At 70.7% G+C, this 18,663-nt stretch carries 20 protein-coding genes; 10 read left to right on the top strand and 10 right to left on the bottom strand.

Going from position 1 to position 18,663, the window contains the following annotated elements; translation table 11 throughout:
* Positions 1–12: 12 nt before the first annotated feature.
* Positions 13–1,221, top strand: a complete 1,209-nt coding sequence (locus AB0D29_RS15560) for an acetate kinase (protein ID WP_362854558.1) — start codon at positions 13–15, stop codon at positions 1,219–1,221.
* A 61-nt stretch (positions 1,222–1,282) separates the two neighbouring features.
* Complete coding sequence (pyk, locus tag AB0D29_RS15565) at positions 1,283–2,716, top strand: pyruvate kinase (RefSeq protein ID WP_362854559.1); 1,434 nt, start codon at positions 1,283–1,285, stop codon at positions 2,714–2,716.
* A gap of 137 nt (positions 2,717–2,853) precedes the next feature.
* Here the strand turns inward: pyk and AB0D29_RS15570 are convergent, their stop codons facing one another.
* The 4 genes from AB0D29_RS15570 to AB0D29_RS15585 all read right to left on the bottom strand — a co-directional run bounded on the left by AB0D29_RS15570 (position 2,854) and on the right by AB0D29_RS15585 (position 7,054).
* Entirely contained in the window at positions 2,854–4,131 is a 1,278-nt protein-coding gene (locus AB0D29_RS15570; RefSeq protein ID WP_362854560.1) for a hypothetical protein, read from the bottom strand.
* The gene (locus AB0D29_RS15575) at positions 4,121–4,699 is read right to left on the bottom strand and encodes a DUF6114 domain-containing protein (RefSeq protein ID WP_362854561.1); all 579 of its coding nucleotides are present in this window, start codon (positions 4,697–4,699) and stop codon (positions 4,121–4,123) included. The genes AB0D29_RS15570 and AB0D29_RS15575 overlap by 11 nt, the downstream gene beginning before the upstream one ends.
* Positions 4,700–4,808: 109 nt before the next feature.
* Positions 4,809–5,456: a DUF6230 family protein gene (locus AB0D29_RS15580; protein WP_362800959.1), complete on the bottom strand. Its 648-nt coding sequence runs from the start codon at positions 5,454–5,456 to the stop codon at positions 4,809–4,811.
* A 593-nt stretch (positions 5,457–6,049) separates the two neighbouring features.
* Complete coding sequence (locus AB0D29_RS15585) at positions 6,050–7,054, bottom strand: tetratricopeptide repeat protein (RefSeq protein WP_362854562.1); 1,005 nt, start codon at positions 7,052–7,054, stop codon at positions 6,050–6,052.
* Between the two features lie 272 nt (positions 7,055–7,326).
* On the opposite strand from AB0D29_RS15585, the gene AB0D29_RS15590 reads away from it, so the two are divergent.
* The gene (locus AB0D29_RS15590) at positions 7,327–7,947 is read left to right on the top strand and encodes a TetR/AcrR family transcriptional regulator (RefSeq protein ID WP_361754978.1); all 621 of its coding nucleotides are present in this window, start codon (positions 7,327–7,329) and stop codon (positions 7,945–7,947) included.
* A gap of 72 nt (positions 7,948–8,019) precedes the next feature.
* Here the strand turns inward: AB0D29_RS15590 and AB0D29_RS15595 are convergent, their stop codons facing one another.
* The 4 genes from AB0D29_RS15595 to AB0D29_RS15610 all read right to left on the bottom strand — a co-directional run bounded on the left by AB0D29_RS15595 (position 8,020) and on the right by AB0D29_RS15610 (position 12,000).
* Positions 8,020–9,720: a methylmalonyl-CoA mutase family protein gene (locus AB0D29_RS15595; RefSeq protein WP_362854563.1), complete on the bottom strand. Its 1,701-nt coding sequence runs from the start codon at positions 9,718–9,720 to the stop codon at positions 8,020–8,022.
* Between the two features lie 87 nt (positions 9,721–9,807).
* A complete protein-coding gene (locus tag AB0D29_RS15600; RefSeq protein ID WP_030708204.1) occupies positions 9,808–10,137 on the bottom strand; it encodes a DUF3817 domain-containing protein in 330 nt (109 codons plus the stop codon).
* A 75-nt stretch (positions 10,138–10,212) separates the two neighbouring features.
* Complete coding sequence (locus AB0D29_RS15605; RefSeq protein WP_351304292.1) at positions 10,213–10,722, bottom strand: MarR family transcriptional regulator; 510 nt, start codon at positions 10,720–10,722, stop codon at positions 10,213–10,215.
* A gap of 21 nt (positions 10,723–10,743) precedes the next feature.
* On the bottom strand, positions 10,744–12,000 hold the full coding sequence (locus tag AB0D29_RS15610) for an MFS transporter (RefSeq protein ID WP_362854564.1): 1,257 nt from the start codon (positions 11,998–12,000) through the stop codon (positions 10,744–10,746).
* Between the two features lie 93 nt (positions 12,001–12,093).
* On the opposite strand from AB0D29_RS15610, the gene AB0D29_RS15615 reads away from it, so the two are divergent.
* Together AB0D29_RS15615 and AB0D29_RS15620 are read left to right on the top strand one after the other, a co-directional pair.
* Positions 12,094–13,092, top strand: coding sequence for a DUF5937 family protein (locus tag AB0D29_RS15615; RefSeq protein ID WP_362854565.1), 999 nt, complete (start codon positions 12,094–12,096; stop codon positions 13,090–13,092).
* Positions 13,093–13,163: 71 nt separating this feature from the next.
* Positions 13,164–14,183, top strand: a complete 1,020-nt coding sequence (locus AB0D29_RS15620) for a glycoside hydrolase family 6 protein (protein WP_362854566.1) — start codon at positions 13,164–13,166, stop codon at positions 14,181–14,183.
* Between the two features lie 220 nt (positions 14,184–14,403).
* On the opposite strand, the gene AB0D29_RS15625 is transcribed toward AB0D29_RS15620, so the two are convergent.
* A complete protein-coding gene (locus tag AB0D29_RS15625; RefSeq protein WP_362854568.1) occupies positions 14,404–14,700 on the bottom strand; it encodes an MTH1187 family thiamine-binding protein in 297 nt (98 codons plus the stop codon).
* On the bottom strand, positions 14,697–15,041 hold the full coding sequence (locus tag AB0D29_RS15630) for a DUF3817 domain-containing protein (RefSeq protein WP_362854570.1): 345 nt from the start codon (positions 15,039–15,041) through the stop codon (positions 14,697–14,699). Before AB0D29_RS15630 ends, AB0D29_RS15625 begins: the two co-directional genes overlap by 4 nt.
* Positions 15,042–15,229: 188 nt before the next feature.
* Here AB0D29_RS15630 and AB0D29_RS15635 point away from each other — a divergent pair, with 188 nt between their 5' ends.
* The 5 genes from AB0D29_RS15635 (at position 15,230) to AB0D29_RS15655 (ending at position 18,610) form a co-directional block, all read left to right on the top strand.
* Positions 15,230–15,868, top strand: a complete 639-nt coding sequence (locus AB0D29_RS15635; RefSeq protein WP_030009698.1) for an AIM24 family protein — start codon at positions 15,230–15,232, stop codon at positions 15,866–15,868.
* The gene (locus AB0D29_RS15640) at positions 15,868–16,518 is read left to right on the top strand and encodes an AIM24 family protein (RefSeq protein WP_362854571.1); all 651 of its coding nucleotides are present in this window, start codon (positions 15,868–15,870) and stop codon (positions 16,516–16,518) included. The genes AB0D29_RS15635 and AB0D29_RS15640 overlap by 1 nt, the downstream gene beginning before the upstream one ends.
* A gap of 11 nt (positions 16,519–16,529) precedes the next feature.
* Positions 16,530–17,333 carry an AIM24 family protein gene (locus AB0D29_RS15645; protein ID WP_362854711.1) on the top strand — a complete coding sequence of 268 codons (804 nt, stop codon included), beginning with the start codon at positions 16,530–16,532 and terminating at the stop codon, positions 17,331–17,333.
* 64 nt (positions 17,334–17,397) lie between these two features.
* Positions 17,398–17,901 (top strand): MarR family transcriptional regulator, encoded by a 504-nt coding sequence (locus tag AB0D29_RS15650; protein ID WP_362854713.1) that lies wholly within the window; start codon positions 17,398–17,400, stop codon positions 17,899–17,901.
* Positions 17,902–18,022: 121 nt separating this feature from the next.
* On the top strand, positions 18,023–18,610 hold the full coding sequence (locus tag AB0D29_RS15655; RefSeq protein WP_362854572.1) for a PepSY domain-containing protein: 588 nt from the start codon (positions 18,023–18,025) through the stop codon (positions 18,608–18,610).
* Positions 18,611–18,663 lie beyond the last annotated feature (53 nt).

Consider the following 18,663-nt stretch of genomic DNA (forward strand, 5'->3'; position numbering starts at 1 on the left):
AAGACCCTCATCGTGACCGCATCGCGCGTACTCGTCCTCAACTCCGGCTCCTCGTCGGTGAAGTACCAGCTCCTCGACATGGCGGACCGGTCCCGGCTCGCGGTCGGCCTGGTGGAGCGGATCGGCGAGGAGACCTCGCGGCTGGTGCACGAGCCGCTGACCGGACCCGCCGGCGGCAAGCGCGAGCAGCTCGGCCCGATCGCGGACCACGAGGCCGCGCTGAAGGCGGTGGCCGCGGAGCTCGCCGCCGACGGGATGGGCCTGGACTCCCCGGAACTCGCGGCGGTGGGGCACCGGGTGGTGCACGGCGGGACTCGGTTCACCCAGCCGACGGTGATCGACGACGAGGTGCTCGCGGAGATCCGGAACCTGATCCCGCTGGCTCCGCTGCACAACCCGGCGAACGTGACCGGCATCGAGGTGGCGCGCTCGCTGCGCGCGGACCTCCCGCAGGTGGCCGTCTTCGACACCGCCTTCCACTCGACGATGCCGGAGTACGTGGCGCGGTACGCGATCGACGCCGCGACGGCCGACGCGTACTCCATCCGGCGGTACGGCTTCCACGGCACCTCCCACGCCTACGTCTCCCGGGCGACGGCCGCGCTGCTCGGCAGGCCGGTGGAGGACGTGAACGTGATCGTGCTGCACCTGGGCAACGGCGCCTCCGCCTCCGCGGTCCGGGGCGGGGTGTGCGTGGAGACGTCCATGGGCCTGACCCCGCTGGAGGGTCTGGTCATGGGGACCCGTTCGGGCGACCTCGATCCGGCGGTCGTCTTCCACCTGGCGCGGGTGGGGGGCCTCTCGGTGGATGAGATCGATTCGCTCCTGAACAAGAAGAGCGGTCTGCTGGGCATGTGCGGCGACAACGACATGCGCGAGGTGCTCCGGCGGGCGGGCGAGGGCGACGAGGCGGCGAGCCTCGCCTTCGCCGCGTACGTCCACCGGCTGAAGAAGTACATCGGCGCCTACTCGGCGGTCCTGGGGCGGGTGGACGCGGTGGCGTTCACCGCCGGGGTCGGCGAGAACGCCCACCAGGTCCGCGAGGCCGCGCTGGACGGCCTGGCCGAGCTGGGCCTGGCGCTGGACCTGCAGGCCAACGCGGCGCGCTCCCCGGAGCCGCGGCTGGTTTCGGCGGAGTATGCACGGGTGGCCGTGGCGGTGGTCCCGACGGATGAGGAACTGGAGATCGCCACCCAGGCGTACGCACTCGTTACTCAGTAGTCACTTGGACTTTCCACCAGACGGAATATTCCGCTACGAAACAAACCGATAGGATCCAGTCATGCGCCGTTCCAAAATTGTCTGCACGCTGGGCCCCGCCGTCGACTCGTATGAGCAGCTGAAAGCGCTCATCGAGGCAGGTATGAACGTGGCCCGATTCAACTTCAGCCACGGATCCCAGGCAGAACACCAGGAGCGGTACGACCGCGTCCGGCAGGTCTCCGAGGACACCGGGCGCGCCGTCGGCGTCCTCGCCGACCTCCAGGGCCCGAAGATCCGTCTGGAGACCTTCGCCGAGGGTCCCGTCGAGCTGGTGCGCGGTGACGAGTTCACCATCACCACCGAGGACGTCCCGGGCGACAAGTCCATCTGCGGCACCACCTACAAGGGTCTCCCGGGCGACGTCGCCAAGGGTGACCAGATCCTGATCAACGACGGCAACGTCGAGCTCCGGGTGACCGAGGTCGAGGGCCCCCGGGTGCGGACCATCGTCATCGAGGGCGGTGTCATCTCGGACCACAAGGGCATCAACCTGCCGGGTGCCGCCGTGAACGTCCCCGCCCTGTCGGAGAAGGACGTCGACGACCTCCGCTTCGCCCTGCGGATGGGCTGCGACATGGTCGCCCTGTCCTTCGTCCGCGACGCCAACGACGTCAAGGACGTCCACAAGGTCATGGACGAGGAGGGCCGCCGGGTCCCCGTCATCGCCAAGGTGGAGAAGCCGCAGGCCGTCGAGAACATGGCGGCCGTGGTCGACGCCTTCGACGCGGTCATGGTGGCCCGTGGCGACCTGGCCGTCGAGTACCCGCTCGAGAAGGTCCCGATGGTCCAGAAGCGGCTCATCGAGATGTGCCGCCGCAACGCCAAGCCGGTGATCGTCGCGACCCAGATGATGGAGTCGATGATCACCAACTCCCGCCCGACCCGCGCCGAGGCCTCCGACGTCGCCAACGCGATCCTGGACGGCGCGGACGCGGTCATGCTGTCCGCCGAGTCCTCGGTGGGCGCCTACCCGATCGAGACCGTCAAGACGATGTCGAAGATCGTCACGGCGGCCGAGGAGGAGCTCCTCTCCAAGGGCCTCCAGCCGCTGGTCCCGGGCAAGAAGCCCCGTACCCAGGGCGGCTCCGTCGCCCGCGCGGCCTGCGAGATCGCGGAGTTCCTCGACGGCAAGGCGCTCATCGCCTTCACCCAGTCCGGGGACACCGCCCGCCGTCTGTCGCGCTACCGCTCCACGCAGCCGATCCTGGCCTTCACCACGGACGTGAACACCCGCAACCAGCTCTCGCTGAGCTGGGGCGTCGAGTCGTACGTCGTCCCGCACGTGGACAACACCGACGCGATGGTCGACCTGGTGGACGGCGAGCTGCTCAAGCTCGGCCGCTACAACGAGGGCGACACCGTGGTCATCACCGCCGGCTCGCCCCCCGGCGTCCCGGGCACGACCAACATGGTCCGGGTCCACCACCTGGGCGGCGACGCCGGCCGCGACTGACGTCGCCGCGCCGCCTGAAGCCTGAACTCTGCCGCACAGAGACCGAGGGCGGCACCGCGGATCCGATCGGGATCCGCGGTGCCGCCCTCGGTGTGTTTCCGGGTGACCGTGTGCCGGGTGACGGCTGCCGTACGGGACTACTCCGGCGGGCCGATGTAGTTCTTCAGGCCCGGGACGGTCAGGGTGCCGCCGAACTGGCCGGCCTGGACGACCTTGACGTTCGTGAAGAACGCGAAGGGGACGTTCAGGGGCGGCGGGCTGTTCGGGGTGAACTCGATCGGGATCAGTCCGAAGAGGTTCCCCTTGAGGCTCTCGGTGTACATCGTCACCGTGCCGCCGCGGATCTTGGACGTGGAGCCCGGACGGGACTTCAGGTGGGCGACGTTCCCGTCCTTGCCGACCGTCTGGTACAGGTCCTTGATGTCCAGCGAGTCCGCGGTGAACTTCAGGACCTTCTTGATCTTGCCGCTGCCGGTCTTCACCTCGACGATGCCGTGGTAGTCCAGGCCGTAGAGGGTCAGCAGCGAGCTGTCGAGGTACCAGGGCTCGTCCGGCAGGAGCGGGATGCCCTGCTCCAGCTCGGCGTCGGCCAGCGCCTTGGCGTCGTAGGTCGGGCAGGGGAAGGGTTCCTTCCCGTCCGGGTCCTTCGACTCCTCGGGCTTGGCCTCGTCCTCGTCCTCTCCCTTGTCCTTGTTCTCGCGCTCGCCCGCCTTGCCCGTCTCGTCCTTCGGGGTCTTCGCGGTGTCCTTGACCTCGTCGGACAGCTCCGAGACATCGACGCCCGCCTGCTTCGCCGCGTCCCGGATCGCGTCCGCGGCCGGGTCCGGGGTCGGCTTGGCGGTCGTGGAGGGCGTGGGAGTGGGCGTCGGGGTCGTCTTCGGCAGGCCGTCCTTGAGCGGCCGGCCGAGCTCGTCGACGAGGCCCTTGAGCGCGTCGCCGACGCCCAGCGGGTCCAGCGGGTTCGTGCTCTTGGTCGGCGTCGGGGTGGCGGCCGGAGCCGTCTCCTGCTTCGCCGGGGGCTTGGTCGCCGACGGCGAGGCACTCGTCTTCGGCTTCGGCTTCGCGGCCGCCGACGCGGACGGCGAGGGCGTCGCGCTGGGCGAGGTGCTCGCTGAAGGCGTCGTCGACGGCGTGGGGGACGGCGACTTCGACTCGGACTCCGCGGGTTCGTCGGACCGCGTGACGCACGGGCCGGGCGCGAAGGGGATCTCCTTGTCGTCGGCCACGGCGAGCTTCGGCGCCATGCCCATCCCGACGAACACGGCCGTCGGCATCGCCGCGAGCGCCATCGTCTTGCCGACGGGTATCTGGATCTTGTTCAGCAGCGACTTCCTGGGCGCCGCGTGGCGCGGCCCCTTGGTCTCACGGGACTCTGCGCCTGGGGCCACGCCCCGCTGCGTCTCGTCACCCCGCACTGTTCCTCCCGCCATCGGCGTGGGCAGTCGTCTCGCTCGCGTGTGCCGTATCCGTCTCGCGGGGTCCCGGAATGCCGTGGATGCCCGCCGGCGCCTCCGCCTTGCCCAGGTCCACGGCGGCCGCGGCCGGCTGCTGGCCGGCCGGCTCCTCGTCCGCCGGCTGCCCGGGGGCCCACGACAGCGCGAGCGCGCCGCCGAGCAGGGAGAGGATGAATCCCGCCCCGAAGCCGCCGAGGTTGGAGACCGGCAGGGACACCAGGGCCAGCAGGATCGCGGCCACACCGGCGAAGACGCGGATGGTCTGCTGGAACCACAGGGCGAGGCCCAGCGTGATCAGCAGTACACCGATGATCAGTGCGCCCGCGCCACCCGTGGTGGCCATCGCGAGGCTGACGTTGCCCAGCCGGAGGTCCGCGTACGGGAAGTACGCGATCGGGAAGCCACCGAGGAGCGTGAACAGCCCGGCCCAGAAGGGACGGCGACCGCTCCAGGCATGGAAGTGGTAGTACACCACGGTGAGCCAGGCGTCGTCTTCTGAGCGAACGTAAACCGGGGCCTGGGGGTTCATGGACAACAGCTCCCTGGAAACGGTGGTACGGAGAAATCTGTGGAGCCCGCAAGTACGGGCGGCGACGGCAGCCGTCGCCGCCCGGCCTTGCGGTCACGCATCAGGACGGTCAGTCCTGGACGTCCTTGTCCTGGTAGCACGGCTGGTCGCCGCCCAGCAGGCGCAGCTTCAGGTTGGGCAGCTTGAAGGTGCCCGCCGTGGTCGCCCACGCCTTCTGCTTGACGTTCGTCAGGATGGCCCGGTCGGCGCGCTGCGAGAACGCGTACGGGCTGGCGACCGTGCCGGCCTGCGGCTTGGTCTTGTGGCTCGGGTCGCCGACCGCGACACCGATGTCCAGGTTGGTGAACTCGGCGTCGGTGTCGAGCTCGGCCACATCCAGGTAGATGTTGGTCGCCTCGGCCGGGGTGCCCTTGTGACCGGTCTTCAGCTGGAGCGTGATGTTGCCCAGCGGAGTCGGGGTGACCAGGGACTGGCACATGTTGGTGATCTTGGCGTTGCTGAACCCGGAGATGGTGACCGGGTGGTGCTGCGGGTTGCCCTTGAGGTCGTGACCCTCGGCGATACCGCCGTACTGAATGAGGTTCTGACCGTCGAGCTTGTCGGCCGAGACCTTGAAGTCCTGGCCGGAGACGCTGAACGACGCCGCGAGGGCACCCTGCGCCAGACCCACACCGACCGCGGCCGTGGCCGCGATGCTCGGCACCATGACGAGCGCGAAGCGCTTCCATCTGGTCCCGCCACGAACCTGAGAACTCATTTCGTTCCTCCTTCTCGGACGTACATCTCCGGTCCGGGCCGTGCCCGTCCTGGGATGGGAGAAGTGCTACGTCCTCGGGAAGAAGCGCAGGCGGCCGGGCCGCGGCTGTGCCACGTCCGATACACCGGCGATCACCCCCGAGCGACAACCACTGGGCCACGCGTTCGCGCAACCTGGAGGACAGGCCCCGCCGGAGTGGCAGAGACCCCCCTGTCCCACGGCCGGTGCCACTGCCACAGGCCGGCTCGGTGGGGACCCTTCACCGCGGCTCCGAGTGAGCGGCTCTGCGGGAAGGACCGAGCGTCGCCGATCGTGGTCCATTCCCGGCCGGGGCACAAGGGGGTTCGTTACTGGCGGGTAACGGCCAGATAACCTGAGTGCGACCTGCCGCGGTCGGGCAGCAACACAGGGTGTTACCCAGGGCCACGACAGAACGGTGGAATGGTGAACACTCCGGACAGTTCACGGGGTTCGATTTACTACGAGTAACAGCGGCCGCGATTACCAAGTTTTGGTAAAGCGCGGCCGCTGTTTATCTACGTGTCAACAAATCGTCGGCCACCCGGAGCGGGCCGGATCGGGCCAGATCGGGCCTAGAAGAGCACCCGCGCGAGCGCCGTACGCGCCGCGGACACCCGCGGGTCGTCGGCGCCGATGACCTCGAACAGCTCCAGCAGCCGCAGCCGCACGGCATCGCGGTCCTCACCGAACGTGACGCGGACGGTGTCCACCAGACGACCGAAGGCGTCCTCCACGTGACCGCCGACCAGGTCCAGGTCGGCCGCGGCGATCTGGGCCGCCGGGTCCTTCGGGTTCTCGGCCGCCGCGGCACGCACCGCCTGCGGGTTCATGTGCTGAACGCGGGCGAGGAGCTCGGCCTGGGCCAGGCCCAGCTTGGCCTCGGTGTTGGCCGGGTCGTCCGCGAGCACGTTCTTGTACGCCTGCACCGCGCCGCCCAGATCACCGGCGTCCAGCGCGACGACGGCCGCCTCCAGCAGGGCGTCGTACGGGCCGGCCGGGGCCTCGGCCTCGACGGCGGCGGCCGGAGCGGCCCCTTCCGCGTTCGGGTCCACCTCGATGCCGATGATCCCGAAGCGCTCCTCGGCGACCTGCACCAGCTGGGCCAGGGTGTCGCGGATCTGCTGCTCGGGCGCCACTCCCTGGAAGAGCGGCAGGACCTGACCGGCGACCACGGCGAAGACGGCCGGGATGCCCTGGATCTGGAACTGCTGCATCAGCATCTGGTTGGCGTCGACGTCGACCTTGGCCAGCACGAGGCGGCCGTTCGCCTCGACGGTCAGACGCTCCAGCAGCGGGCTGAGCTGCTTGCACGGCTCGCACCACTCGGCCCAGAAGTCCAGGACGACCGGAACCTCGGCGGAGAGCTGGAGCACATCGCGTTCAAAGCCGGCCTCGTCTACGTCGATGACGAGCGCGGACGGCGGCACCGCACCGGCGGACGGGCCCGCCCCGCCACCCTGGCCGGCCTGGCGTGCCGCTTCGGCGCGGGCCTGCTCGGCCTTGGCCTTGGCCTCGCCGGCCGCCTTCACCGCGGCGAGGTCGACGACGCCGCTCATGGACATGTTTCTGGGCTGCATGCGTACATCCTCCCCCGTGTGCGCGCGCCGACGAAAAAGATCGCGTGAATTGGCCGTAGCGGCGTCCGTCGCGATCGTGGTGCTGGTCGTGATACTGGTCGTGGTGTTGATCGGCGCCGGGTCCCCACCTGGCGCCTGTAGCCCTTCGCGTGGTTGTCGCTCTTACGCTACGAGCCGTAGCGTAACTCTCCCGGCGGCCGTCCGGGTCCTTTCGCGGCCCGTGATCTGAACCACAGCGGCCGCCCCGGCTACCGGCGGGTATGGTCTCGGCCATGCGCAACCCCAGCCCCGGCCGCACCGGTCGTCCCCGCAGCGCCGCAGCGGACGCCGCCATCCTCGCCGCGACCCGGGACGCACTGGTGGAGCTGGGCTGGTCGAAGCTGACGATGGGCGACGTATCGGCCCGCGCGGGGGTCGCCAAGACCACCCTCTACCGGCGCTGGGCGGGCAAGAACGAGCTGGTCGTGGACGCGGTGGCGGAGCTCTTCGACGCGCTCGAACTCCCGGACCGGGGCTCCCTCGAAGCCGACATCGAGAACGTCGTCCTGCAGTTCGCGGCGCTGCTGCGGCGCCCGGAGGCCCGTACGGCCCTGATGGCGGTCGTCGCCGAGTCCACCCGGGACGAGGCCCTGCGCGACCGGATCCGATCGGCGATCGTGGACCGGCAGAAACGTCTCGTCGTACTGGGTCGCGAACGGGCCCAGGCCCGCGGCGAACTCCCGTACGAGGAGGACGAGTCCCTCGCGGGCCGCACCACGGACCTGATCTTCGACGTGATCGCGGGCACGGTGGTGCACCGCGCCCTGGTGAGCTCCGAGCCGGTGGACGAACTCTGGGTGGCCACCTTCACGGCCCTCCTGATGCACGGCCTCCGCGGCCCCGCCGCGGCCTGAGCGACGAAACGGCCGGCCGCGGCGCCCGTACTGGGCACCTCGGCCGGCCGTTTCACACCGTGCGGGAAGGGGCTAGAAGCCGGGCGGCTCCGTGTAGGTGCCCCACTCGTCGCGCAGGACGTTGCAGATCTCGCCCAGCGTGGCCTCGGCGCGCACCGCGTCCAGCATGGCCGGGATCATGTTCGACCCGTCCCGGGCGGCGTCGAGCATCGCCTTCAGGGAGGCGGTGACCTTGGCGTCGTCGCGCCGGTCCTTGCGCGCCGTCAGCTCCCGTACCTGGACGGTCTCCACCTCGTGGCTGACCCGGAGGATCTCCAGGTCCCCGGTGACCGACCCGTGGTGGACGTTGACGCCGACGACCCGCTTGTCGCCCTTCTCCAGCGACCGCTGGTACTGGAAGGCGGACTCGGCGATCTCCCCGGTGAACCAGCCGTCCTCGATGCCGCGCAGGATGCCCGAGGTGATCGGCCCGATGGGGTGCTGCCCGTCCGGGTGGGCGCGCAGGCCGCGCTCCTTGATCTGCTCGAAGATCTTCTCGGCGTCGGCCTCGATGCGGTCGGTGAGCTGCTCCACGAACCAGGAACCGCCCAGCGGGTCCGCCACGTTGGCGACGCCGGTCTCCTCCATCAGCACCTGCTGGGTGCGCAGGGCGATCTCGGCCGCCTGCTCGCTCGGCAGGGCGAGGGTCTCGTCGAGGGCGTTGGTGTGCAGGGAGTTGGTGCCGCCGAGGACGGCCGCGAGCGCCTCCACCGCGGTGCGCACGACGTTGTTGTACGGCTGCTGCGCGGTCAGGGAGACGCCGGCGGTCTGGGTGTGGAACCGCAGCCACATCGACTTCTCGCTCTTCGCCCCGTAGACCTCCTTCATCCAGCGCGCCCAGATACGGCGGGCGGCGCGGAACTTGGCGATCTCCTCGAAGAAGTCGAGGTGCGCGTCGAAGAAGAAGGAGAGGCCGGGAGCGAAGGCGTCCACGTCCATGCCGCGCGAGAGGCCGAGCTCCACGTACCCGAAACCGTCGGCGAGGGTGTAGGCGAGCTCCTGCGCGGCCGTGGCCCCGGCCTCGCGGATGTGGTAGCCCGAGACGGACAGCGGCTTGTAGGCCGGGATGCCCTTCGTGCAGTACTCCATGAGGTCGCCGATGAGGCGCAGGTGCGGCTCGGGTTCGAAGAGCCACTCCTTCTGGGCGATGTACTCCTTGAAGATGTCGGTCTGGAGCGTGCCGTTGAGCACGGCGGGGTCCACGCCCTGCCGCTCGGCGGCGACCAGGTACATGCAGAAGGCGGGCACGGCGGGGCCGGAGATCGTCATCGAGGTCGTGACGTCACCGAGCGGGATGTCCTTGAACAGGATCTCCATGTCGGAGGCGGAGTCGATGGCGACCCCGCAGTGCCCGACCTCGCCCAGCGAGCGGGGGTCGTCGGAGTCGCGCCCCATGAGGGTCGGCATGTCGAAGGCCACGGAGAGCCCGCCGCCGCCGGCGGCCAGGATCATCTTGTAGCGCTCGTTGGTCTGCTCGGCGTTGCCGAACCCGGCGAACTGCCGGATGGTCCAGGTCCGCCCGCGGTAGCCGGTGGCGTGGAGCCCCCGGGTGTACGGGTACTCCCCCGGCCACCCGATGCGCTCGAACCCCTCGTACGCGTCGCCGGGCCGGGGCCCGTAGACGGGGTCGACGTCATCTCCGGAGAGCGTCGTGAAATCGGCCTCGCGCTTGCGGGCCTTGTCGTACCGGGCCTGCCAGCGACGGCGGCCCTCCTCGATGGCGTCAGCGTCCATACCCATGAATTTACTAGGACGTCCTAGTAAATGTCGATGGCAAACCCCCGGGGACCCGCCCCGGGGGTGGGTGACGTTCGCCTCGTATCAGGCCTTCGCGGTCGCCAGCGAGTCGCTGACCAGCGGTTCCACCTCGGCGCGGACCTTGCGCTCGACGAAGAAGGCGGCCAGCGGAATCGTGCCCGACACGAGCACCCAGAGCAGCTTTCCGAAGGACCACTTGGCCTTGGAGCCCAGGTCGAAGGCGAAGACCAGGTAGATCATGAAGAGGACGCCGTGGGCCTGCGAGACCGCGAAGGTCAGGCCGGCGCCGGTGTCGAAGCCGTACTTCGCCACCATGCAGGCACAGAGGATCAGGAGCATGACCGCGGTCACGTAGGCCATGACGCGGTAGCGGGTCAGCACGCTTCGTTTCATGCGGACGAGCCTAACCGTCCGTTTTGCTCGATCTTGACGCGGCCCCGGTGATCGCGGGACGGCCCAGGGTCCGCCTCAGGACTCCTCGAAGTCCGCGGCGGCCACCCGCAGCGGGCGCAGCAGCGCGAAGATCTCCGCGCACTCCTCCGCGTCGTAGGCGCCGAGGCCGAACTCGACCGCCATCAGGTCCTTCGTGGCCGCCTCGACCACCTCGCGGCCCTTCTCCGTGATGGAGGCGAGGGTGCCGCGGCCGTCGTTCGGGTTGGGCCTCTTGTCGACCAGCCCGGACCTCACCAGCCGGTCCACGGTGTTCGTCACCGAGGTCGGGTGGACCATCAGACGCTCGCCGATCTTCGACATCGGCAGCTCCCCGGCCTTGGAGAAGGTGAGCAGCACCAGGGCCTCGTACCGCGCGAAGGTCAGCCCGTAGGGCTTGACCACCGCGTCGACCTCGCCGAGCAGGATCTGGTGCGCGCGCATGATCGAGGTGATCGCGGCCATCGAGGGCACGGGCCCCCAGCGCTGCTGCCAGAGCTCGTCGGCGCGGGCGATGGGATCGAAGGGAAGGCTGAGCGGCTTGGGCACGGGTCCGACCCTACCGGGAGGTCACTTCGCGGCGAGGGGCGTCTCATCCTTCAGTCCCTCCTCCTCGCGTGCGGCTGCCCGGAGTTCGGCGAGGAGCAGCAGGACGACGGCCGTGCCGAGGATCCCGGATCCCGTGACGACCGCGTGCACCGGCAGGAACTCGGCGGCGAGGCCGGCCAGGGCCATGCCCACGCCCTGGAGGGTCATCAGACCGGTGCTGAGCAGGGTCATCGCCTGTCCGCGCAGCTCCTCGGGCACGGCGTCGACGTACCACTGGTCCAGCCCGAGGGTGTAGGCGTGGGCGAGCCCGGCGAGCAGCAGCGCGGCCAGGACGAGGGGCACGCCCGGCCGGGCGGCGAAGAGCAGGAGCGGCAGCAGACCGGCGGCGGCGAGCGGGGCCACGATCCGCGATCGCGTTCGGGCGGTGAGGGCGGAGCCGGCCCAGAGTTCGCCGGCGATGGTGCCGACGGGCATCGCGCACATCAGCAGCCCGAGGACGGCGGTGCCGGCGCCGATGCCGTCGACGTACGGGGCGAGCAGCGCCTCGGGCACCACGACGAAGACGGGCGGCAGCCAGAACAGCAGGGTGAGCGCGCGCAGCCGGCGCCGGCCGAGGACGGCGCGCAGTCCGGCGAGCGGGGAGGTACGGGTGCGCGTACGGGCGGGCCGGCTGCGGGTGCCCAGGCGCAACAGCAGGGCGGAAGCGAGGAATCCGGCGGCGGTGAGGGCGATGGCCCCGCGCGGCGCGAGCACGGTGAGCAGCAGCCCGCCGAGGCCGAAGCCGACGAGCTGGGCGCTCTGGGCCACCATGCGCATCAGCGAGCGGCCCAGGACGAAGGTGTCGCCGGGGCCGAGGATGTCGGCGAGGGAGGCGTTGCGCGTGCCCTGGAAGAGCGGTGCCACGAAGGCCATCGCGCAGCGCAGGACGAGCAGCACGGCGACGGGGGTGCCCGGCAGGATCATGGCCGTCGCGCAGGCCGCGCAGACCAGGTCGCACACGACGAGCACCCGCCGGGCGGGGTGGCGGTCGGCCATCCCGGCGAGCAGGGTCCCGCCGAGGGCGTACGGGAGGAAGCCCAGGGCGAAGGTGAGCGCGCTCATCAGGGGTGAGCCGGTGGCGCGGTAGACGAGCACGGTGAGGGAGATCTCGGCGACGACGACACCGAGCACGGACAGCAGGTGGGCGGCGAAGACGGGACGGAACTCGCGGGTCCGGAAGACGGAGCGGTAGCCCGGTGACGGCGTGGACCGCTCGGGCGTCTGGGTGTCGGCTGGCATGGGCCCAGCGTCCGCGCCCGGGGTGCGGCGCCCCAGAGATTCGTCCGTACCCGAATATTGAGGTGGCGCACACGTGTGAGGAAAGGAGCGGGGATGGGCCTGCACCATCGCTTCGGGCACCGGGACCTGCTGCGGTGCCGGTTCGCCCTGTCGCCCGCGTGGGAGACGCAGGAGGCGGTGCGCACCCTGAACCGCCCGGACCGGCAGGGCTACCACCTGCCCTGGCTGCGACGGATCCGGGCCGCGGCCGACGGGCTGGACCTGCGGCCGCTGTGGCTGCTGATGCCGCGCCGGGGGCACAGTACGGACTTCATCAGTCCGCCGCCGAGCGGCCCCGGAGTCACCTTCGAGGAGGAGCTCGCGCTGATCCGCGCGGCCGATCCGGCCGCGGCGCGCGAGGACATGCGCAAGGCCCTGGCCTGCACGCCGGGCGCGCTCGACAGCGAAGCGGGCCGGGCCCTGCTCGCCGATCCGGCGCGGTCGGTGCAGGAGCTGGCCGATCTGATCGAACGGGCCTGGAGCGTCCTGGTCGAGCCGCACTGGCCGCGGCTGCGGGCCCTGCTGGAGGCCGACGTCCTCTTCCACACGCGCCGCCTCGCGGCCGGCGGCCTGGAGTCGCTCTTCGACGGTCTGCACCCCGACCTCTCGTGGGACGCCGCCTCCCTGACCCTGACCATCGAGCGGCCGTCGCACCACGAACGCGTCCTGGGCGGCCATGGCCTCGTCCTCATGCCGAGCGCCTTCGTCTGGCCGCAGATCGCGGGCGGCTTCGACCCGCCCTGGCAGCCGACCGTGGTCTATCCGGCCCGCGGCATCGGCGCCCTGTGGACCCCGGTACGGGAGGACACCCCGGCCGCGCTCGCCCGCCTGCTGGGGCGGGCCCGGGCCGACGTGCTGTGCGCGCTGGACGAACCGTCCTCCACCACGGCGCTGGCCCACCGGCTCGGCCTCGCCCCGTCCACGGTCTCGGCGCATCTGGGCACCCTGCACGCGGCGGGCCTGCTCATCTCCGCCCGCCACGGCCACCAGGTGCTCTACGAGCGCACCCCGCTGGCCATCGCCCTCGCGAGCGGCGACCCCACGGTGTCGTAAGGGGACGACAACTGACCGTTATGTCACGATATCCCGGTCCGCTGCCCGACCCTTCGTCCCGAGGAAGCCGGATGCCCTCCGCCGCCCCCAGACGCCGCCTCCACTCCGTCCTCGGCCTCCTCCTGCTGCTCGCCGCCGCCCCGGCCTGCTCCGACGGACCCCCGCCCGCACCCGGTTCCCCCGCGGCCCCCTCGCCCGGCGCGCCCGCCGCCGAGTCCCCGTACTGGGTGGACCCGGGGAGCAAGGCCGCCCGGCAGGTCGCCGCCTGGGAGGCGGCCGGCCGCAACAGCGACGCCCAGGTGCTGCGCAGGATCGCGGACCGGCCGACGGCCCTGTGGGGACCCGGCGGTGACCCGGGGGCCGAGATCCGCCGGGCCGGGGCGGGGGCCCGGGCCGCCGGGCGGACCCTGCTGCTCGCCGCGCACAACATCCCGTACCGCGACTGCGGCGGGCCGCGCCCCGGCGGCGCCGCGAACGCCCGGGCGTACCGCGACTGGATCGGCGCCTTCGCCGACGGCATCGGGACCACCCGGGCCGTCGTCATCCTGGAGCCGGGCGCGCTCGCGCACACCGTCGACGGCTGCACCCGGGCCGAACACCACGCGGAGCGCTACCGCTTGCTCTCCGAGGCCGTCGACCGGCTCAAGCGGAACCGGAACACCAAGGTCTACCTGGACGCGGGCGATCCGGCCTCGGTCAAGAACCCGACGGACCTCGTGACCCCGCTCTCGAAGGCCGGCCTGGAGCACGCGGACGGCTTCGCCGTCAACGTCTCCGGCTTCCAGCCCGACGCGGCCGCCCGGGCCTACGGCGCCAGGATCTCCGAGCGGACCGGGAACAAACACTTCGTCATCGACACCGGCCGGGGCGGCGACGGCCCGCCACCGGGCGACCGCGCCCAGGCCTCGTGCAACCCGCCGGGCCGCGCCCTCGGCACCCCGCCGACCGACCGCACGACCGACCCGCTCGTCGACGCGTACCTGTGGATCAAACCACCGGGCGAATCCGACGGCCCCTGCCACGGCGGCCCACCGGCCGGCACCTGGTGGCCCTCCTACGCCCTGGGCCTGGCCCGCCGCGCCACGGAGTAGACACCAGGCGCACCCCATCCAGCCCCGCCGCCCGATCCAGCCCCGCCGGCGTTTGAGGCGCTCTTTCAGCCCCGCCGGCGTTTGAGGCGCTCTTTCAGCCCCGCCGGCGTTTGAGGCGCGGGGTCTGGGGCGGAGCCCCAGGAAGCCCGGGCGCAGCCCGGGGCCCCACCACCGGGCCCGCACACACGAAGGCACCCCCAGCCGGGAGGCCAGCGGCGCATCAGCCCCCGGCGAGGTGCCGCTCCACCGTCTCCACCTTCGACGTGATCCCGTCGCTCACGCCCGGCCGGATGTCGGCCTTGAGGATGAACGAGACCCGCGGCGCCCGCTCCTCGACCGCGGCCACCGCACGCCGGACCACGTCCATGACTTCGGTCCACTCACCCTCGATGGTCGTGAACATGGCGTCCGTACGGTTCGGCAGCCCCGACTCGCGGACCACCCGGACCGCGTCGGCGACGTACTCGCCGACCTCTTCACCGACCCCGAGCGGGGTCACCGAGAACGCGACGATCACGCTTCCGCCACCTGTCGCGCGCGGGCCGCCATCACGCTGTCGGCCTCTTCACGCTTGAGCAGCTTGTCGCCGTACAGCCCGCCGAAGGGCACCAGCGAGAGGACGAAGAACAGCAGGACCCGCTTCACCGGCCACTTCGCCTTGGTCCAGACGTCCAGCAGGAGGACCAGGTAGGCGAGGAAGAGGATCCCGTGGATGGCGCCGAGCGGCATCATCAGGTAGTCGATGTCCGAGATCCGGCTCAGCAGGGAGCCGAAGATCAGCAGGGCCGGGAACGACAGCGCCTCCGGAACGGAGATGAGTCGCAGACGGTGCAGGGCGGAGGCGGTCTTGATGTCCACGTTCAACCTTCGGGGTGGAGGCCTGGGTCGGATCCAGTGTCTCAGCCGCTTTGCGGGATCTTGACCCGGCCCCTCCCCCTCCGCGGCGGGCCCGGACCGCCCCGGCATCGCCCCCATATCGACCAGGTGTGGCATATATCGGCCACGGGGCTCTGTTCGGGTTCGCCCGCTGCCGATAACGTCATCCCGTGGCTCAGTTCCGACTCCAAGGCAGCAAGGTGCTGGCCGTCGACCTGACCGGGGATGCCGTGAAAGCGAAGAACGGCTCCATGGTCGCGTACGACGGGCAGATGGCCTTCAAGAAGATGACCGGCGGTGGCGAAGGCCTCCGCGGCATGGTGACCCGCCGGCTGACCGGCGAACAGATGACGGTGATGGAGGTACAGGGGCACGGCACCTGCTTCTTCGCCGACCGCGCCAGCGAGATCAATCTGGTCAATCTGCGCGGCGAGAAGCTCTACGTCGAGTCCAGCAACCTGCTGTGCACCGACGCCGGTCTGCGCACCGGCACCACCTTCACCGGCCTGCGCGGCGCGACGACGGGCAACGGTCTCTTCACCACGACCGTCGAGGGCTCCGGCCAGGCGGCCATCATGTCCGACGGTCCGGCGGTGGTGCTGCGCGTGAGCGCCCAATACCCGCTCTCCGTCGACCCGGGGGCGTACATCGCGCACACCGGCAACCTCCAGCAGTCCTTCCAGTCCGGCGTGAACTTCCGCACGCTGATCGGCGAGGGCTCCGGCGAGGCGTTCCAGATCCGGTTCGAGGGCGAGGGCCTGGTGTACGTGCAGCCCAGCGAGCGCAACACCGTCGGGGGCGACATCTGATGCCGTTCCGCGAGATCAACTCGAAGATGGTCGAGGCGCAGGTCGCGCCGGGCCAGAAGATGTTCAGCCAGCGCGGCGCCATGCTCGCGTACCGCGGCGAGGTCTCCTTCACCCCGAGCCTGACGGGCGGTCAGGGCGGGGTCATGGGCATGATCGGGCGCCGGGTGGCGAACGAGCAGACCCCGCTGATGACGGTCGAGGGCAGCGGCACCGTGATGTTCGGCCACGGCGGCCACCACATCCAGGTGATCAACCTGACCGGCGAGACCCTCTACGTCGAGGCCGACCGGCTGCTCGCCTTCGACGGCTCCCTGCAGCAGGGCACGATGTTCATGGGCTCCCAGGGCGGGGCCATGGGCATGGTCCGCGGCCAGGTGACCGGCCAGGGCCTGTTCACCACCACCCTCAAGGGCCACGGCTCGGTCGCCGTGATGGCCCACGGCGGGGTCATCGAGCTCCCCATCACCCCTCAGCGCCCGATCCACGTGGACCCGCAGGCGTACGTCGCCCACCACGGCGACGTGCGCAACAAGCTCTCCACCGCGCTGGGCTGGCGGGACATGGTGGGGCGCGGCTCGGGTGAGGCGTTCCAGCTGGAGCTGTCCGGCCAGGGCGCGGTGTACGTACAGGCCTCCGAGGAGAAGCTGTGAACTTTGGCCCTGTGACCGGCGGACCGGGCGGCCCGACGGTCTTCGACCCGTACACGCTGCCCTCCGACGACAACGTGAACGCCTACACCTTCTGCGTGGAGCTCAAGGGGAGCCAGTGGTTCCTGCAGAAGGGCAAGATGATCTCGTACTACGGGCACATCGAGTTCAACGGCATCGGCAACGGGCGCTTCGACCGCCTGCTGCGGACCAGCTTCCACTCCCCGCTGCACGCGAGCGACTGGGTGGTCGCCGAGGGCTCGGGCAAGATGCTGCTGGCCGACCGGGCCTTCGACGTGAACTCGTACGACCTGGACAACGGCAACCTGACGATCCGGTCGGGCAACCTGCTCGCCTACCAGCCCTCGCTGGCGCTGAAGCAGTCGATCGTCCCGGGCTTCCTGACGCTGATCGGAACCGGGAAGTTCGTGGCGGCGTCCAACGGGCCGGTGGTGTTCATGGAGCCGCCGCTGCGCGTGGACCCGCAGGCGCTGGTGGGCTGGGCGGACTGCCCTTCGCCGTGCCACCACTACGACCACGGCTACATGTCGGGCGTGCTGGGCGGCCTGCGCTCGCTGACCGGCATCGGGGGCAGCTCGGGCGAGGAGCACCAGTTCGAGTTCGTCGGAGCCGGGACGGTACTGCTGCAGTCGTCGGAGATGCTGATGGCGGAGCAGGCGGTCGGCGCGGTCGGCGCGGGTGCGGCCACGGGCAACGCGCAGGGCGTTCCGGGGGCCGGCCAGGGCCCGCTGGGTCAGCTGGGCGTGCCGCGGATGCCGGGACAGCTGGGTGATCTCCAGCGCCGCTTCGGACTGTGACAATCAGGACTTCCGATTTTTGTACGTAATTCAACTTTTTAGGTAGAGTTCATTCATGGAGACCATGGAGACCGAGACGGCCACCCTCCCCCAGACTCCGTCCGGGGGGACCCCCTGGCTGACCGACGCCGAGCAGTGCGCATGGCGCACCCACCTGGACGTCAGCAGACTGCTGATGCACCAGCTGGAAAAGGATCTCCAGCCTTTCGGACTCACCAACAACGACTACGAGATCCTCGTGAACCTCTCGGAGTCGCAGGACCACAGGATGCGGATGAGCGACCTCGCCACCGCCACCCTGCAGTCCAAGAGCCGACTGTCGCACCAGATCACGCGCATGGAGACGGCTGGCCTCGTGCGTCGGGTGAACTGCGAGTCCGACCGCCGCGGCCTGTACGCGGTGCTCACGGACGAGGGCATGGAGACGATGCGCAAGGTCGCCCCGCACCACGTGGCGTCCGTCCGCCAGCACTTCATCGACCTGCTGCCGCCGGAGGCCCTGGCGGCGCTGCGCGCCTCGCTGACCCCGGTCGCGGAGCACCTGCGCGGCACCCGCGGCAAGGTCTGAGACCGGGACCGTCCGGGCCGCGCGCTCTCGTCGCGCCCCGGACGGTGATCGGCCTCACAATGGCTGGGAACGCTCGCTGCCGGCCCTGTGCCCGTCGGGCCGGCCTGAGGAGGTCCAGCCTATGAAGCGCAACGTGTTCGTCTCAGCAGCCGTGTCCGTGGTCCTGGTGGCGGCAGGTCCCGTGGCGACCGCCGCCGCGGCCACGGCCGACACGGCGAGAACCGCCCACGCGGCCGCCGCCCGGGTCGACGTCACGGCCGAGCAGGCCGTCGCCGCCGCCCTCAAGAACTACCCGGGCGTCGTCGAGACCCTCGACCGGGACGGCAACGTCTGGCACGTCGACGTGATCACCAAGGACGGCAAGGGCCACGCCGAGCTCGAGGTGGACGCCTCCACGGGCAAGGTCACCCGGGAGAACGTGGACACGGACGAGACTCCCTCCGAGCACAAGGCCCTGCTCGCCGCCAAGATCACCGCGGCGCAGGCCGCCAAGGCCGCCGTGGCCGCCCACCCGGGCACGACGTGGACCGTCGAGTGGGACTCCGACGACGACAACGGCCAGGCCCCGTACTGGCACGTCGAGGTCAGGGGCTCCGACGGCAAGACGTGGGACGCCTCCGTGGACCCCACGACCGGCAAGGTCACCGCACAGCCCGACTCGAACTCTGACTCCGACTCGAACGACGAGGACCAGGACCAGAACTCCTGACGGTCCCGGCCCGAATTCGACCCGGCCCGGCCTCGACCCGGCCAGAGCCCCGG

This window comes from Streptomyces sp. NPDC048424 (genome assembly GCF_040651555.1).
Classification (GTDB): domain Bacteria; phylum Actinomycetota; class Actinomycetes; order Streptomycetales; family Streptomycetaceae; genus Streptomyces.